Source organism: Streptomyces viridochromogenes DSM 40736, assembly GCF_000158955.1.
GTDB lineage: Bacteria > Actinomycetota > Actinomycetes > Streptomycetales > Streptomycetaceae > Streptomyces > Streptomyces venetus.
Map to the genome: position 1 here is coordinate 6,025,919 of NZ_GG657757.1, position 15,464 is coordinate 6,041,382.

Genomic DNA, 15,464 nt, shown 5'->3' on the forward strand with positions numbered 1-15,464 from the left:
AGAATCCTGGGGGTCGCCCCCAGACCCCCTAAGAAACTTCGGGCCCAACAAGGAGAGCAGGGAACCCAGATGGCGGAGCTCACGATCCGGCCGGAGGAGATCCGGGACGCGCTGGAGAACTTCGTCCAGGCGTACAAGCCGGACGCGGCCTCGCGCGAGGAGGTCGGTACGGTCACCTTTGCCGGCGACGGCATCGCGAAGGTCGAGGGTCTGCCCTCGGCCATGGCCAACGAGCTGCTGAAGTTCGAGGACGGCACCCTCGGCCTCGCCCTCAACCTCGAGGAGCGCGAGATCGGTGCCATCGTCCTCGGTGAGTTCAGCGGCATCGAGGAGGGGCAGCCGGTCTCGCGTACCGGTGAGGTTCTCTCCGTCGCGGTCGGCGAGGGTTACCTCGGCCGCGTGGTCGACCCCCTCGGCAACCCGATCGACGGCCTCGGCGAGATCGAGACCCAGGGCCGCCGTGCCCTGGAGCTGCAGGCCCCCACGGTCATGGAGCGCAAGTCGGTCCACCAGCCGATGGAGACCGGCTACAAGGCCGTCGACACCATGACCCCGATCGGCCGTGGCCAGCGTCAGCTGATCATCGGTGACCGCCAGACCGGCAAGACCGCCCTGGCCGTCGACACGATCATCAACCAGCGCGACAACTGGCGCTCGGGCGACCCGGAGAAGCAGGTCCGCTGCATCTACGTCGCCATCGGCCAGAAGGGCTCCACCATCGCCGGCGTGCGCGGCGCTCTGGAGGAGGCCGGCGCGCTGGAGTACACGACCATCGTCGCCGCCCCGGCGTCCGACCCGGCCGGCTTCAAGTACCTGGCGCCGTACACCGGTTCGGCCATCGGTCAGCAGTGGATGTACGAGGGCAAGCACGTCCTGATCATCTTCGACGACCTGTCGAAGCAGGCCGACGCCTACCGCGCCGTGTCGCTGCTGCTGCGCCGCCCGCCGGGCCGTGAGGCCTACCCGGGTGACGTCTTCTACCTGCACTCCCGGCTGCTGGAGCGCTGCGCCAAGCTCTCCGACGAGATGGGCGCCGGCTCGATGACCGGTCTGCCGATCGTCGAGACCAAGGCCAACGACGTCTCGGCGTTCATCCCGACCAACGTCATCTCCATCACCGACGGCCAGTGCTTCCTGGAGTCGGACCTGTTCAACGCCGGTCAGCGCCCCGCGCTGAACGTCGGTATCTCCGTCTCCCGAGTCGGTGGTTCCGCGCAGCACAAGGCGATCCGCCAGGTGTCCGGCCGTCTGCGTGTGGACCTCGCCCAGTTCCGTGAGCTGGAGGCGTTCGCCGCCTTCGGTTCCGACCTGGACGCCGCGTCCAAGGCGCAGCTGGAGCGTGGTCAGCGCATGGTCGAGCTGCTGAAGCAGCCGCAGTACCAGCCGATGGCCACCGAGGACCAGGTCGTCTCCATCTGGGCCGGCACCACCGGCAAGATGGACGAGGTCCCGGTCGCCGACATCCGCCGCTTCGAGAAGGAGCTGCTGGAGTACCTGCACCGCAAGGAGCAGGGCCTGCTGACCTCCATCCGCGAGGGCGGCAAGATGTCGGACGACACCCTTCAGGCCATGGCCGACGCCATCGCCGAGTTCAAGAAGCAGTTCGAGACCTCCGACGGCAAGCTGCTCGGCGAGGACGCTCCGGCTGCGAGCAAGTGACGACGGAAGGGACCTGACTCATGGGAGCCCAGCTCCGGGTCTACAAGCGTCGCATCCGATCCGTCTCCGCGACCAAGAAGATCACGAAGGCGATGGAGATGATCGCCGCCTCGCGCGTCGTCAAGGCGCAGCGCAAGGTGGCGGCCTCCACGCCGTACGCGACCGAGCTCACCCGCGCGGTCACGGCGGTCGCGACCGGCTCGAACACCAAGCACCCGCTGACGACGGAAGCGGAGAACCCGACCCGCGCCGCGGTCCTGCTCCTCACGAGCGACCGCGGTCTGGCCGGCGCCTTCAACTCCAACGCCATCAAGGCCGCCGAGAGGCTCACCGAGCGACTCGAGGCTGAGGGCAAGGAGGTCGACAGCTACATCGTCGGCCGCCGTGGTGTCGCCCACTACAACTTCCGCGAGCGCAAGATCGCGGAGTCGTTCACGGGCTTCACCGACGACCCGTCGTACGCGGACGCCAAGAAGGTCGCGGCTCCGCTGATCGAGGCGATCGAGACGGAGACGGCCGAGGGTGGCGTGGACGAGCTCCACATCGTCTACACCGAGTTCGTGTCGATGATGACGCAGACGGCGATCGAGGCGCGGCTGCTGCCGCTCAGCCTCGACGAGGTCGCTGAGGAGGCGAAGCCCGAGAAGGGCGAGATCCTCCCGCTGTTCGACTTCGAGCCCTCGGCGGAGGACGTCCTGGACGCCCTGCTGCCGCGCTACGTGGAGAGCCGGATCTACAACGCGCTGCTCCAGTCGGCCGCCTCCAAGCACGCCGCCACGCGGCGCGCGATGAAGTCGGCCACCGACAACGCCGGTGAGCTCATCGAGACGCTCACCCGGCTTGCCAACCAGGCCCGCCAGGCCGAAATCACCCAGGAAATCAGCGAGATCGTCGGTGGTGCCAGTGCCCTGGCCGACGCGACCGCGGGGAGTGACCGATAAATGACCACCACTGTTGAGACGGCCACGGCGACGGGCCGCGTCGCGCGGGTCATCGGCCCGGTCGTCGACGTGGAGTTCCCCGTCGACGCGATGCCGGAGATCTACAACGCCCTTCACGTCGAGGTCGCAGACCCGGCGCTGGCCGGCGAGAAGAAGACGCTGACCCTGGAGGTCGCCCAGCACCTGGGTGACGGCCTGGTCCGTGCCATCTCCATGCAGCCCACCGACGGCCTGGTCCGCCAGGCCGCCGTGACCGACACCGGCGCGGGCATCACCGTCCCGGTCGGCGACTTCACCAAGGGCAAGGTGTTCAACACCCTCGGTGAGGTGCTGAACAGCGACGAGTCCTACGACGGTGAGCGCTGGTCCATCCACCGCAAGGCCCCCGCGTTCGACCAGCTCGAGTCGAAGACCGAGATGTTCGAGACGGGCCTGAAGGTCGTCGACCTGCTCACCCCGTACGTCAAGGGCGGCAAGATCGGTCTGTTCGGTGGTGCCGGTGTCGGCAAGACCGTGCTGATCCAGGAAATGATCATGCGTGTCGCCAACCTCCACGAGGGCGTCTCCGTCTTCGCGGGCGTCGGTGAGCGCACCCGTGAGGGCAACGACCTCATCGCGGAGATGGAAGAGTCCGGCGTTCTGGACAAGACCGCCCTGGTCTTCGGTCAGATGGACGAGCCCCCGGGCACCCGTCTGCGCGTGGCCCTGGCTGGCCTGACGATGGCGGAGTACTTCCGTGACGTCCAGAAGCAGGACGTGCTGTTCTTCATCGACAACATCTTCCGCTTCACCCAGGCCGGTTCCGAGGTGTCGACCCTGCTCGGCCGTATGCCCTCCGCGGTGGGCTACCAGCCGAACCTGGCCGACGAGATGGGCACCCTCCAGGAGCGCATCACCTCGACCCGTGGTCACTCGATCACCTCGATGCAGGCGATCTACGTCCCCGCGGACGACCTGACCGACCCGGCCCCGGCCACCACCTTCGCCCACCTCGACGCGACGACGGTGCTCTCCCGTCCGATCTCCGAGAAGGGCATCTACCCGGCCGTGGACCCGCTGGACTCGACGTCCCGGATCCTCGACCCGCGGTACATCTCGGCGGACCACTACAACGCCGCGATGCGCGTGAAGAACATCCTGCAGAAGTACAAGGACCTGCAGGACATCATCGCGATCCTCGGTATCGACGAGCTCGGCGAGGAGGACAAGCTCGTCGTCCACCGTGCCCGTCGCGTGGAGCGCTTCCTGTCCCAGAACACCCACGCCGCCAAGCAGTTCACCGGTGTGGACGGTTCGGACGTGCCGCTGGACGAGTCGATCGCGGCGTTCAACGCGATCTGCGACGGCGAGTACGACCACTTCCCGGAGCAGGCGTTCTTCATGTGCGGTGGTCTCGAGGACCTGAAGAACAACGCGAAGGAGCTGGGCGTCTCCTGAGCCTCGCGCTCGACGTGAGCCTCGTGCTCACACCGGAGGGGGCGGGGTTCGTCCCGCCCCCTCCGTCACGCCCACTAGACTTGTAACCAACACCCGGCACTCCCGCCGGGTGGTGACCCGAGGAGCCACCCTTGGCTGCTGAGCTGCACGTCGCGCTGGTCGCGGCCGACCGTGAGGTCTGGTCAGGCCAGGCCACCCTGGTCGTCGCGCGCACCACGTCCGGCGACATCGGCGTCATGCCCGGTCACCAGCCGCTGCTCGGTGTGCTGGAGTCGGGCCCGGTGACCATCCGTACGAGCGATGGCGGGACGGTCGTCGCCGCGGTCCACGGCGGTTTCATCTCGTTCGCGGACGACAAGCTCTCGCTGCTGGCCGAAGTCGCCGAGCTGTCGGACGAGATCGATGTCCAGCGCGTGGAGCGGGAGCTGGAGCGTGCGAAGGCGGAGGATGACGCGGAGGCCGAGCGCCGCGCGGACGTCCGTCTGCGGGCGGCCACGGCGGCGCGCTGACCCCGCCCGCCGTGTGATGACGTCACTCAGCCGCGGCTGGGTACCGGAGTGATCCGGACCCAGCCGCGGCTGAGGTGGATGTGGGTGTTTTTTACGTTCCGTTACCTAGGAGACGAGGAGGTCGGTGCCGATGGTCCTCGCTCTGACTGTGTGCGGAATCTTCGTGGCCCTCGTGGTGGTGGGCCTCTTCGTCTTCGGTCTGCGCCGCAGGCTCATCCAGCGTTCGGGCGGCACCTTCGACGCCAGTCTGCGCTGGGACGCCCCGGAGAAGGGCGACACCAACGGCAAGGGCTGGGCGTACGGGGTGGCCCGGTACAACGGCGACCGGGTCGAGTGGTTCCGTGTCTTCTCGTACTCGCCACGCCCGCGCCGCATCCTCGAGCGTTCCGCGATCGAGGTGGCCGGCCGCCGGGTCCCGGCGGGCGAGGAGGAGCTGGCGCTCCTCTCCGACCATGTGATCCTCGCCTGTCTGCACCGGGGCACGCGTCTGGAGCTGGCCATGAGCGAGGACGCGCTGACCGGTTTCCTCGCGTGGCTTGAGGCGGCCCCGCCCGGACAGCGGGTGAACGTGGCGTAGCCACGTTCACCCGCTGGGTGGGTCCCCCCGGACGAAGTCTGGGGGAGCGTCAATGTCGCCTGGTACGTCTGCTACGTGAGGCCCTTGTCGATGGCGGTCACCAGCTCACCGTTGCCGGTGTCGCCGCTGAACTCCCAGAAGAACGCGCCGCCCAGGCCCTGGTTCTTGGCCCAGCTCATCTTCCCGGCGATGGTCGACGGGGTGTCGTACGACCACCAGTTGCTGCCGCAGTACGCGTACGCCGTCCCGGCGATGGTGCCGGTGACCGGGCAGGAGTTCTTCAGGACCTTGTAGTCCTCGATGCCCGCCTCGTACGTGCCCGGAGCCGCGCCGGTCGCCGAGCCGCCCGGGGCGGACTGGGTGACGCCGGTCCAGCCGCGGCCGTAGAAGCCGATGCCGAGCAGGAGCTTCTTGGACGGCACACCCTTCGCCTTCAGCTTGGCGATCGCGTCGGCCGAGTTGAAGCCGGCCTGCGGGATGCCGGGGTACGAGGTGAGCGGCGAGTGCGGGGCCGTCGGGCCGTCCTTGTCGAAGGCGCCGAAGTAGTCGTACGTCATCACGTTGTACCAGTCGAGGTACTGTGCGGCACCGCCGTAGTCGGCCGCGTCGATCTTGCCGCCGGAGGAGCCGTCGGCGGTGATGGCAGCGGTGACCAGGTAGTTCGGGCCGAACTCCGTACGGAGCGCCGACATCAGGTTCTTGAAGGCGGCGGGGCCGGAGGTGTCGCAGGTCAGGCCGCAGGCGTTCGGGTACTCCCAGTCGATGTCGATGCCGTCGAAGACGTCGGCCCAGCGCGGGTCCTCCACGACGGCCTTGCAGGACTTGGCGAACGCGGCGGCGTTGGCGGCGGCCTGGCCGAAGCCGCCGGAGTAGGTCCAGCCGCCGAAGGAGTACAGCACCTTGATGTGCGGGTACTTGGCCTTGAGCTGGCGGAGCTGGTTGAAGTTGCCGCGCAGCGGCTGGTCCCAGGTGTCGGCGGTGCCGCTGACGGACTGGTCGGCGGTGTACGCCTTGTCGTAGGCGGCGTAGGTGTCGTCGACGGTGCACTGGCCGTTCTTGACGTTGCCGAAGGCGTAGTTGATGTGCGTGATCTTCGACGCCGAGCCCGAGGTCACCAGGTTCTTCACGTGGTAGTTGCGGCCGTAGACGCCCCACTCGGTGAAGTAGCCGAGCTTGACCTTGTCGCCGGTGGGCGGCGGCTCGGTGGTGCCGCCGGTGGTGCGCACCGCGCGGGCGCCGCTGACCGGGCCGGTCTGGTCGGCGGTGTCACGGGCCCGCACGGTGTACGAGTAGTCGGTGCCGGCGGTCAGGCCCGTGTCGGTGTACGAGGTTGCCGTCACGGTCGCGACCTTGCTGCCGTCGCGCAGGACGTCGTAGTTCTTGACGCCCTTGTCGTCCGTGGCGGCGGACCAGGACAGCTTCACCGAGGTGTTGGTGATGTCCGAGGCGCTGGGGGTGCCGGGAGCACTGGGTGCGCTGTCGCCGGGTTCCGTGCTGCCGCCGTCACAGCTGCCGCCGTTCAGCTTGCAGTTGGCGGGGGAGCCGGAGCCGCTGCCGTTAAAGCCGAAGGAGACGGAGGCGCCGGGGGCGAGGGCGCCGTTCCAGGACTTGTTCTTCGCGGTCCAGTGGGTGCCGGAGGAGGTGACGTCGGCGTCCCAGGCGGAGGTGACGGACGTGCCGGAGGGGAAGTCCCACTCGACGGTCCAGGAGCTGAGGGCGGTCGTGCCGGTGTTCTTCACCGTCCACTTGCCCTCGAAGCCGGAGCCCCAGTCCTGCGTCTTGGCGTAGGTCGCGGTGGCGGACGTGGCCGCCTGGGCGGGCGTGGCGAGGCCGACCATCGTGGCCAGCGGGAGCAACAGGGTGGCGAAGCCTGCCGCGGCTCTGTGTCTGAAGCGCATGCTGCGCCTCCTCGTGGGGTTGTCGGGGCGTGACTGAGCCTCACGCCCCTCATGGTGCGGTGAGAATAGAAAGGTCTGGACCACCGGTCAATAGGTCTGGACCACCGCACTCGTCCCCGTCAGATTCCCAACTCCTGTGCCAGCACCGCCGCTTGCACCCGACTGCGCAGCTCCAGCTTCCCCAGCAGCCGGCTGACATGGGTCTTCACGGTCGCCTCGGCCATGTCGAGCCGCTCGGCGATGCCCGCGTTGGACAGGCCTTCGCCCAGGCAGGACAGCACCTCGCGCTCGCGCCGGGTCAGCCGGTCCAGGACGGACAGGTCGGCGGTGGGCTCCCGGGCGGGCTTCGCGGCGAACTCGGCGATGAGCCGCCGGGTGACGGCCGGGGAGATGAGGCCCTCCCCGCGTGCCACCGTCCGTACGGCCTCCAGCAGCTGCCTGGCCTCGGTGTTCTTCAGCAGGAAGCCGGACGCGCCCGCCCGCAGCGCCCCGAAGACGTACTCGTCGAGATCGAAGGTGGTCAGCACCAGCACGTCGGCGAGCCCCTCCGCGACCACCTGCCGGGTGGCCGACACCCCGTCAAGCCGCGGCATCTGGACGTCCATCAGCACCAGGTCCGGCCGCAGCTCACGGGCCAGCGCCACCGCCTGCTCGCCGTCCGCCGCCTCGCCGACCACCTCGATGTCGGGCGCGCTGCGCAGGATCAGGACCAGCCCCGCGCGGACGGCGGACTGGTCCTCGGCGACGAGGACCCGGACGGTCCGGCTCATGTGGTGTCTCCTTCGGCGGTGTCGTTGACGGGGAGGGCGGCGCGTACGACCCAGACCTTGCCCTCGGGCGAGTCCTCGGGGCCGGCCTCGAAGGTGCCGTCCAGCAGGGCCGCGCGTTCTTCCATGCCGACCAGACCGGCGCCGGAGCCGGGGGCGCGCGGGCCGTCCCGGTCGCCGTAGGGACTGGTCACGTCGACGGCGAGCGAGCCGTTGCGCCGGGCGAGGGACACGGTGACCCGGCCGGGGGCGGCGTGCTTGAGCGCGTTGGTCAGCGACTCCTGCACGATGCGGTAGGCGGCGAGTTCCACGGGCGCGGGCACCTCGGCCCGTTCGGCGTCCAGGGTGACGTCGAGGCCGTTGGTCCGGGCGTTCTCCACCAGCGAGCCGAGGCCGTCGAGCGTCGGGGCCGCGGCCGGCTCCACGTCGCCGCTGCTGTCGCGCAGGATGCCGATCAGCCGCCGCATCTCGGCGAGCCCCTCCACGCTGTTCTCGCGGATGACGACCAGGGCCTCCTGGGAGGTCTTCGGGTCGTCGAGGGAGAGGGCGGCGGTGGAGTGGATGGCGATCGCGGACAGATGGTTGGCGACCATGTCGTGCAGTTCCCGGGCCATCCGGGCGCGTTCGGCGGTGACGGCCTGGGTGCGGTCCATCTCGGCGAGCAGCGCGGTCTGTTCGGCACGCAGCCGGGCCGCCTCGGCGGCCTCGCGGTGGTTGCGGACGATCAGACCGGTGGCGGCCGGGCCGAAGGCCACGATGCCCGTGACCACCCCGATCAGCAACGCCTCGGGCTCACGCCACACGGCGAACGGCACCACGGCCCCGGCCACCGAGAGCAGCCCGGTGATACGCGGGATGCGGTGGGCCGAGGCGGGCGGGCCGTACAGGACGGCCGCGTACATGAGGTCGGTGTAGATGAGGATCGAGACCAGGTTGCCCTGGGTGACGACGTCCAGGACGATCGCGGCCGTGCCGATCAGCAGCCCGATGCGTGGGGCGGTCCGGCGCAGCAGCTCGCAGCCGGCGAGGACGAACAGCGGCAGCAGGACCGGCCACCGCCCCGGCAGGAGCACATACACCTCGGTGCGTGGCCTGGTGGCCAGGCCGACACCCCACAGCAGCAGCCCGCCGAGCAGGCTGCCCAGGGCGACGTAGGCGTCGAAACGGCGTGGTCGGGGGAGTCGTGCGGCCATGGCACCATCCAACACGGCCACTCGCGCCTCGCGCATGATCCCCGCGTAGGGGCTCTGGCTGCATCTTTCGATGTACCCGGGGTTCGTCAGTCGCGACGACGATTCCGCACGCACCGCACGGGAGCCTGAAAAGGTGACCGAGAGGAGCGAACCGTGATCGTCGCATTGATCGCCGCCTGCGAGATCGGCTTCTGGGTACTGCTGGCGGCCGGCCTGGGCGCCCGCTACCTGCTGCGCATGCCACGGCTGGGACTCGGCCTGCTGCTGTGCGAGCCATTGCTGGAGGTCGTCCTGCTGGTCGCCACCGTGCTGGACCTGAGGAGCGGTGCCGAGCCGAACTGGTCGCACGGGCTGGCCGCGCTGTACATCGGCTACACCGTCGGCCACGGCCACCGCACCGTGAAATGGCTCGACGGCCACGCCGCCCATCGGCTGGGCGGTGCCCCGCCCCCGCTGGGGCCCCCGCGCTACGGGATGGCCCGGGCGCGCCACGAGTGCAAGGTCTGGCTGGGCACGCTGACGGGCGCGGTCGTCGCGACCGTGCTCCTTCAGCTCGCGATCTGGTACGTGGACGACCCGAGCCGTGTGACCTCCCTGGAGAGCTGGCGCTACACGGCCTGGCGCGCGGCCGGGATCCACGGACTGATCGCGCTGAGTTATCTGATCTGGCCGCGGAAGGCCCCTGCGGGTGAGCCGGAGGCGGTCACGACATCGAAGGAGAGGACCCACTCATGAGCAAGGCGAAGCAGTATCTGTCCGAAGGTGTCGTCACGTTCCTGATCGGCCTGCTGCTGTGGCGGTTCACCGCAGACGTGGACGTCCCCGTCGTGACCCTCACCAAGGTCGGCATGGTGATGATGATCGTCGGCGGGGTCCTCTCCGCCAACGGCCTCTGGCACGCCGCGCGAGGCAGAACCTAGCGTTCGCCGCCCGGCACCCACAGCACGTCTCCGACCTCCCTGTTCGCCGTCCTCGCGAGGATGAACAGGAGGTCGGAGAGGCGGTTGAGGTACGTGGCCGTCAGGGGGTTCATCGTCTCGGCGTGGACTTCGAGGGCCGACCAGGTCGAGCGTTCCGCCCGTCGGACGACCGTGCAGGCCTGGTGGAGCAGGGCCGCGCCGGGGGTGCCTCCGGGCAGGATGAAGGAGCGGAGCTTCTCCAGCTGCTCGTTGAAGCGGTCGCAGTCCGCCTCCAGCTTGTCGACGTAGAACTGCTCGACCCTGAGCGGCGGGAACTCCGGGTTCTCCACCACCGGCGTCGACAGGTCCGCGCCCACGTCGAACAGGTCGTTCTGGACACGGGTGAGGACCTTGACGATCTCCTCGTCCAGGCCGCCCAGCGCGATCGCCGTGCCGATCGCCGCGTTCGCCTCGTTGGCGTCGGCGTACGCGGAGATCCGCAGGTCGGTCTTGGCGACCCGGCTCATGTCGCCGAGGGCGGTGGTGCCCTGGTCGCCGGTCCTGGTGTAGATGCGCGTCAGATTGACCATGTGGCCAGCGTAGTTACGCCCCGGCGGTTCGGAACACGCGTGTGCCCACTGTCACGGCCAGCGCGGTGAAGCCGACGGCCACCAGAACGCCGTACAGCATGTGCTCCGTGGCGTACGAGCCGACGTAGGCGTCCCGGACCGCGTCCACCAGATAGCGGAACGGAACGAAGTGGGACAGCACGTCCAGCCACCTCGGCCCCAGCGTCATCGGGAGCATCAGGCCGGACAGGAGCATCATCGGCATCGTCATAGCGTTGATCGCCGGGCCGAACTCCTGCGGGGTGCGGACCTTCATCGCCAGCGCGTACGACAGCGCGGCCAGCGACACCGTCAGCAGCGCGACGAACGCGAAGCCGATCAGGACGCCCGCGAGCGGGGCCCGCAGGCCCATCGCCACTGCTGCCAGCACCAGCAGCACCGCCTGGAAGACGAACACGGTGGCCTCCCGCAGCACCCGCCCCAGCAGCAGGGCGAGGCGGCTGACCGGCGTCACCCGCATCCGCTCCACCACTCCCTGGCCGTTCTCGATGATGATCGTGAAGCCCGCGAAGGACGCCCCGAACAGTCCGAGTTGGAGCAGCAGCCCGGGCACCAGCACCTGCCACGAGCTGCCCTGCCCGCCCAGCGGCAGATCCGTCAGCAGGGGGCCGAAGAACAGCAGGTACAGCAGCGGCATCAGCACGCCGAAGAGCAGTGCGAAGCGGGAACGCAGGGACTGGCGGAGATAGCGCCCGTAGACGAGCGCGGTGTCGTGCAACAGCATCGTGAGTCCTCTGCTCCTATACGGCGAGGGGGGTCTGGTCGGCCGGTGCGGCGCTGCGGCCGGTGATGGCGAGGAAGGTGTCCTGGAGCGAGGCGTCGAGCGAGCCGCCGTACTCGAGCTTCAGCACGCCCGGGGTGCCCTCGGCGACCACCACGCCCTGGTCGACGATCACCAGCCGGTCGGAGAGGGCGTCGGCCTCGTCGAGGTAGTGCGTGGTGAGGAAGACGGTCGTGCCGTGCTCGTCGCGCAGCCGGCGCACCAGGTCCCACAGGTCGGCGCGGCTGCCCGGGTCGAGGCCGGTCGTCGGCTCGTCGAGGAACAGCACCTTCGGGCGGTGGGTGAGCGCCATCGCGATGTCCAGGCGGCGCCGTTGCCCACCGGAGAGCGCGGCGCACTTGCGGTCGAACAGCTCGGTGAGGCCCAGGTCGCGGGCCAGCTCCCCGGCGCGCTCGGCGGCCTGCCTCTTCGTCAGCCGGTACAGGCGCCCCTGCGTCACCAGCTCCTCCCGCACGGTGATCTGCGGGTCCACCCCGCCGGACTGCGCCACGTAACCGATGGCCCGCCGCACCCCGGCCGGGTCGGTGGCCAGGTCGCACCCCGCGACGGTGGCCGCGCCGCCGGTCGGGGCCAGCAGGGTGGTCAGCATCCGCAGGGTCGTGGTCTTGCCGGCCCCGTTCGGGCCGAGGAAGCCGAGGATCTCGCCCTCGCGGACCGTCAGGTCGATACCGCGCACGGCTTCCACGGGGCCGCGTTTCGTCTGGAAGGTACGGGCCAGACCGGCCGTACTGATGATGGTCATGCCGTCCAGAAAAACAGAGTCCCTGAAATTTTGCAACGGCCCCAAGTTTTCATTGCCCCTAAATATGTGTGAGCTCCAAAGGTTCATCGGGCCCAAGGAAGCTAGGATCGGGGCATGGCAGAGGGGCTCAGGGAGCGGAAGAAGCGCGAGACCAGACAGCGCATCTCGGACATCGCCACCGGACTGTTCCTGGAGCGCGGGTTCGTGACGGTGACGATCGCGGACGTCGCGGAGGCGGCCGACGTCTCCGTGAACACCGTCTACAACTACTTCCCGGCCAAGGAGGACCTCTTTTTCGACCGCAGCGAGGGCGTCGTCGACCGGCTCTCGCGCTGGGTGCGCGCGCGGGACGTGGGGGAGTCCGCGGCCGCCGCCGTACTGCGCGAACTGCGCGACGAGGTCGAGGCGGTGTCGCCCCGGGTGGGCCTCATCGAGGGTTATGACCGGTTCATGAAGGTCATTCACGAGGCGCCGCCCCTGCGCTCCCGGCTGTGGGCCATCCAGCAGGAGGTCCAGGACAAGCTGAAGGCGACCCTGCGCGAGGAGACCGGCGCCGCGGACGACGACCCGATGCCCACCCTGATCGCCGGGCAGCTCAACTGGCTCCACCAGACGGTGATGGGCACCATCGCCCGGGCGATGGTCGCCGGGCGCGACCGCGACGAGGTGTCCCGCGAGACGCTGGTGCTGCTGGACGAGATGGAGGGGCTGTTGAGCGAGAAGGTGCTCAACTACGCCGTCCGAGGCGCCCCGTGACCCCTGCTGGTGTGATGTCCGTCATGTGAGACGTGACGCGCATTACTTACTGGTCACACGGGCCCTCACGAGCGCTAGTGTCCGCCGGAGAGGCAGACATAAACAGCGCGTCAGGGGAGTCGCACAGTGGCAGGGAAGCTCGCCGTCATCGGAGCCGGCCTCATGGGATCCGGCATCGCCCAGGTCTCCGCACAGGCGGGCTGGGAGGTCGTCCTGCGCGACGTCACCGACGAGGCGCTCAAGCGGGGCACCGACGGCATCAAGGCGTCGTACGACAAGTTCGTCGCCAAGGGCAAGCTGGAGGCGCACGACGCCGACGCCGCCCTCGCCCGCATCACAGCGACCACCGACCTGGACGCCGCGGCCGACGCGGACGTCGTCGTCGAGGCCGTCTTCGAGAAGCTCGAAGTCAAGCACGAGATCTTCGGCGCCCTCGACAAGATCGTGAAGGACGAGGCGATCCTCGCCTCCAACACCTCCGCGATCCCGATCACCAAGATCGCCGCCGCCACCGAGCGCCCGGAGCGGGTCGTCGGCACGCACTTCTTCTCGCCGGTGCCAATGATGCAACTGTGCGAACTCGTGCGCGGCTACAAGACCAGTGACGAAACCCTGGCCACGGCCCGGGCGTTCGCCGAGTCGGTCGGCAAGACCTGCATCGTCGTCAACCGTGACGTCGCCGGCTTCGTGACGACCCGTCTCATCTGCGCCCTGGTCGTCGAGGCCGCGAAGCTCCAGGAGTCGGGCGTGGCGAGCGCCGAGGACATCGACCTGGCCTGCAAGCTGGGCTTCGGCCACGCCATGGGCCCGCTGGCGACGGCGGACCTGACGGGCGTCGACATCCTGCTGCACGCCACGAACAACATCTACACCGAGTCCCAGGACGAGAAGTTCGCGCCTCCGGAGTCGATGCGCCGGATGGTTGACGCCGGTGACATCGGCCGCAAGAGCGGGCAGGGCTTCTACAAGCACTGAAACCGCACACGCCCCGGGGTCATCACACCCCGGGGTGAATTCGGTATCGGTTCGCTTACAAGAAGCAACCTCTGTGTCCTCCACGCAGTCAGAGGTTGCATCACCCATATCAGAACGCGGAGCACGAGACGCACGCACGGGGAGCGCATATGCACATCAGGGGCGACCACGCCGAGCTGGTCGTCGGGGGCCGCCTCGACGTCCGGAGCGCGGCGGACGCCCGTACGGTCCTGCACTCGGCCGTCGACGACGGAGTCGGCGACCTGGTACTGGACCTGTCCGAACTGGACTCCTGGGACGCCACCGGACTGGGCGTGATCATGGGGGCACACCGGCGGGCCGGCCGCTGCGGCCGGCGCCTGGTCCTGCGCGGCGTGCCGCCGCAGATGCAGCGCCTGCTGGTCGCCACCCGCCTGCACCGGATCCTGGCGATCGAGGGGGGCATCGGGGTGGAGACACTGCCCCGCGTGTGACGACGCGTGCGGGTGTGAACCGGGCGACCGGGGAGACCCGGACGAACACCGTCCGGTCGTGTGACACGCACAATCCTCACGAGAACGTGACGTCTCGCACGACACGGCACCCCGGACTGTCGTAGATACTGTGCGAAGGTTTAGGGTTCGGCTGCCCGCTGCCTTGACACCCTTCTAGCGGGCCCGGACCAGAAGCGACAGCGCGGTGTGCAGCAAGGCCGGGAGGGGCTTTCAGAGCACACACTCGCTTTTGGGGGGCTTGACCTATGGACCCGAACACCCGGGGACCCGAGGAGTACGGCCACGAGGGCGACGGCCAGGGGCCGCGCCAGCGTCCGCCCCGGGAATCCCTCACGCCCGACTTCGGCCAGCACGCGCCCGCGCTCGCCCGCACGGTGCAGCTCGTCTCCGGCGACTTCCTGCTGACCGTCAACCCCGTCGACGGCAGTGAGATAGAGGTCTGCCCGCCCGCGGAACGGCCCGCCCGTCCCACCAAGCTCGGCACGGCCGAGCGGGCCGAGGCCGAACGCGCGGCCCTGCCGCCCGTCCCGCCCGGCCCCGCGCAGCCCGCCCTGCCGCTGCTGGCCCGCCAGGACGAGCGCGAACAGCTCGTGCGGCTGCTCGCCCGCGGCCGTACCGTCCGCCTCGTCGGCCCCGCCGGCTCCGGCCGCACCCGCCTCCTCGACCTCGTCGCCGAGGACTGCTCGGACCTCGCCCCCGACGGTGTCGTCCGCCTCAACGGCTTCGGCAGCACCTCCGGCGAACTGCTGTACGACCTCTTCTACGCGGTGTACAAAGCTCCCCTGCACCGCCCGGAACGGGACGAACTGCTGACCCACGTCCGTGAGATCGGCGCGGTCGTCGTCCTCGACGACCTCGAGTTCGGCGGGGCCGCGCTCGACGAGCTGCTGGAGGCCACCCCCGAGTGCGCCTTCCTGCTCGGCGCCACCCCGGACGTGCCGGCGCCCTCGGCCGACGCCGCCGTCGAGGACGTCCCCCTCGGCGGCCTCGACCGCGCGGCCGGACGCGAACTGCTGGAGTACGCCGTCGGCCGGTCCCTCACCGAGGAGGAGTCCAACTGGGCGGGTGACCTCTGGTTCGAGTCCGAGGGACTGCCCCTGCGCTTCGTGCAGGCCGGCGCCCTGCTGCGGCAGCGGGACCGGCTGCGCACCGGTTCGGGTGCCGCCGACGAGTTCGGCCCCTTCGAGGACACGTCCCCGGCCGAGAC

16 protein-coding genes and 1 pseudogene are annotated in these 15,464 nt (G+C 69.5%); 11 read left to right on the forward strand and 6 right to left on the reverse strand.

Going from position 1 to position 15,464, the window contains the following annotated elements; genetic code table 11:
* Positions 1 to 69: 69 nt before the first annotated feature.
* The 5 genes from atpA (at position 70) to SSQG_RS26710 (ending at position 5,123) form a co-directional block, all read left to right on the forward strand.
* Positions 70 to 1,659 (forward strand): F0F1 ATP synthase subunit alpha, encoded by a 1,590-nt coding sequence (atpA, locus tag SSQG_RS26690; protein ID WP_003992987.1) that lies wholly within the window; start codon positions 70 to 72, stop codon positions 1,657 to 1,659.
* A 20-nt stretch (positions 1,660 to 1,679) separates the two neighbouring features.
* The gene (locus tag SSQG_RS26695; protein ID WP_003992988.1) at positions 1,680 to 2,600 is read left to right on the forward strand and encodes a F0F1 ATP synthase subunit gamma; all 921 of its coding nucleotides are present in this window, start codon (positions 1,680 to 1,682) and stop codon (positions 2,598 to 2,600) included.
* Positions 2,601 to 4,037, forward strand: coding sequence for a F0F1 ATP synthase subunit beta (gene atpD / locus SSQG_RS26700; protein WP_003992989.1), 1,437 nt, complete (start codon positions 2,601 to 2,603; stop codon positions 4,035 to 4,037). It begins immediately after the preceding gene.
* A 131-nt stretch (positions 4,038 to 4,168) separates the two neighbouring features.
* On the forward strand, positions 4,169 to 4,546 hold the full coding sequence (locus tag SSQG_RS26705) for a F0F1 ATP synthase subunit epsilon (RefSeq protein ID WP_003992990.1): 378 nt from the start codon (positions 4,169 to 4,171) through the stop codon (positions 4,544 to 4,546).
* Between the two features lie 130 nt (positions 4,547 to 4,676).
* Complete coding sequence (locus SSQG_RS26710; RefSeq protein ID WP_039933671.1) at positions 4,677 to 5,123, forward strand: DUF2550 domain-containing protein; 447 nt, start codon at positions 4,677 to 4,679, stop codon at positions 5,121 to 5,123.
* Positions 5,124 to 5,194: 71 nt separating this feature from the next.
* Here SSQG_RS26710 and SSQG_RS26715 read toward each other — a convergent pair whose 3' ends face one another.
* From SSQG_RS26715 to SSQG_RS26725, 3 genes are all read right to left on the reverse strand, one after another.
* Positions 5,195 to 7,021 (reverse strand): glycoside hydrolase family 18 chitinase, encoded by a 1,827-nt coding sequence (locus tag SSQG_RS26715; RefSeq protein ID WP_003992992.1) that lies wholly within the window; start codon positions 7,019 to 7,021, stop codon positions 5,195 to 5,197.
* Between the two features lie 119 nt (positions 7,022 to 7,140).
* Complete coding sequence (locus tag SSQG_RS26720) at positions 7,141 to 7,791, reverse strand: response regulator (protein ID WP_003992994.1); 651 nt, start codon at positions 7,789 to 7,791, stop codon at positions 7,141 to 7,143.
* Positions 7,788 to 8,981, reverse strand: coding sequence for a sensor histidine kinase (locus SSQG_RS26725; RefSeq protein ID WP_039933672.1), 1,194 nt, complete (start codon positions 8,979 to 8,981; stop codon positions 7,788 to 7,790). Before SSQG_RS26725 ends, SSQG_RS26720 begins: the two co-directional genes overlap by 4 nt.
* A gap of 153 nt (positions 8,982 to 9,134) precedes the next feature.
* On the opposite strand from SSQG_RS26725, the gene SSQG_RS26730 reads away from it, so the two are divergent.
* Both SSQG_RS26730 and SSQG_RS26735 read left to right on the forward strand, forming a co-directional pair.
* Complete coding sequence (locus SSQG_RS26730) at positions 9,135 to 9,716, forward strand: hypothetical protein (RefSeq protein ID WP_003992996.1); 582 nt, start codon at positions 9,135 to 9,137, stop codon at positions 9,714 to 9,716.
* Positions 9,713 to 9,901: a DUF5708 family protein gene (locus SSQG_RS26735; protein WP_003992997.1), complete on the forward strand. Its 189-nt coding sequence runs from the start codon at positions 9,713 to 9,715 to the stop codon at positions 9,899 to 9,901. Before SSQG_RS26730 ends, SSQG_RS26735 begins: the two co-directional genes overlap by 4 nt.
* Here SSQG_RS26735 and SSQG_RS26740 read toward each other — a convergent pair.
* From SSQG_RS26740 to SSQG_RS26750, 3 genes are read right to left on the reverse strand one after another with little or no spacing between them, the layout of a single operon-like run.
* Complete coding sequence (locus SSQG_RS26740; protein WP_003992998.1) at positions 9,898 to 10,470, reverse strand: cob(I)yrinic acid a,c-diamide adenosyltransferase; 573 nt, start codon at positions 10,468 to 10,470, stop codon at positions 9,898 to 9,900. The genes SSQG_RS26735 and SSQG_RS26740 overlap by 4 nt on opposite strands.
* Before the next feature lie 13 nt (positions 10,471 to 10,483).
* The gene (locus SSQG_RS26745; protein ID WP_003992999.1) at positions 10,484 to 11,233 is read right to left on the reverse strand and encodes an ABC transporter permease; all 750 of its coding nucleotides are present in this window, start codon (positions 11,231 to 11,233) and stop codon (positions 10,484 to 10,486) included.
* A 16-nt stretch (positions 11,234 to 11,249) separates the two neighbouring features.
* Positions 11,250 to 12,032 (reverse strand): ABC transporter ATP-binding protein, encoded by a 783-nt coding sequence (locus SSQG_RS26750; RefSeq protein ID WP_003993000.1) that lies wholly within the window; start codon positions 12,030 to 12,032, stop codon positions 11,250 to 11,252.
* A gap of 114 nt (positions 12,033 to 12,146) precedes the next feature.
* On the opposite strand from SSQG_RS26750, the gene SSQG_RS26755 reads away from it, so the two are divergent.
* From SSQG_RS26755 to SSQG_RS26770, 4 genes and pseudogenes are all read left to right on the forward strand, one after another.
* Positions 12,147 to 12,788: a TetR/AcrR family transcriptional regulator gene (locus SSQG_RS26755; RefSeq protein ID WP_003993001.1), complete on the forward strand. Its 642-nt coding sequence runs from the start codon at positions 12,147 to 12,149 to the stop codon at positions 12,786 to 12,788.
* Between the two features lie 126 nt (positions 12,789 to 12,914).
* Entirely contained in the window at positions 12,915 to 13,763 is an 849-nt protein-coding gene (locus SSQG_RS26760; protein ID WP_003993002.1) for a 3-hydroxyacyl-CoA dehydrogenase family protein, read from the forward strand.
* Positions 13,764 to 13,912: 149 nt separating this feature from the next.
* On the forward strand, positions 13,913 to 14,236 hold the full coding sequence (locus tag SSQG_RS26765; protein ID WP_003993003.1) for an STAS domain-containing protein: 324 nt from the start codon (positions 13,913 to 13,915) through the stop codon (positions 14,234 to 14,236).
* Between the two features lie 266 nt (positions 14,237 to 14,502).
* Positions 14,503 to 15,464 (forward strand): annotated as a pseudogene (locus SSQG_RS26770) (ATP-binding protein); the annotation flags it as partial.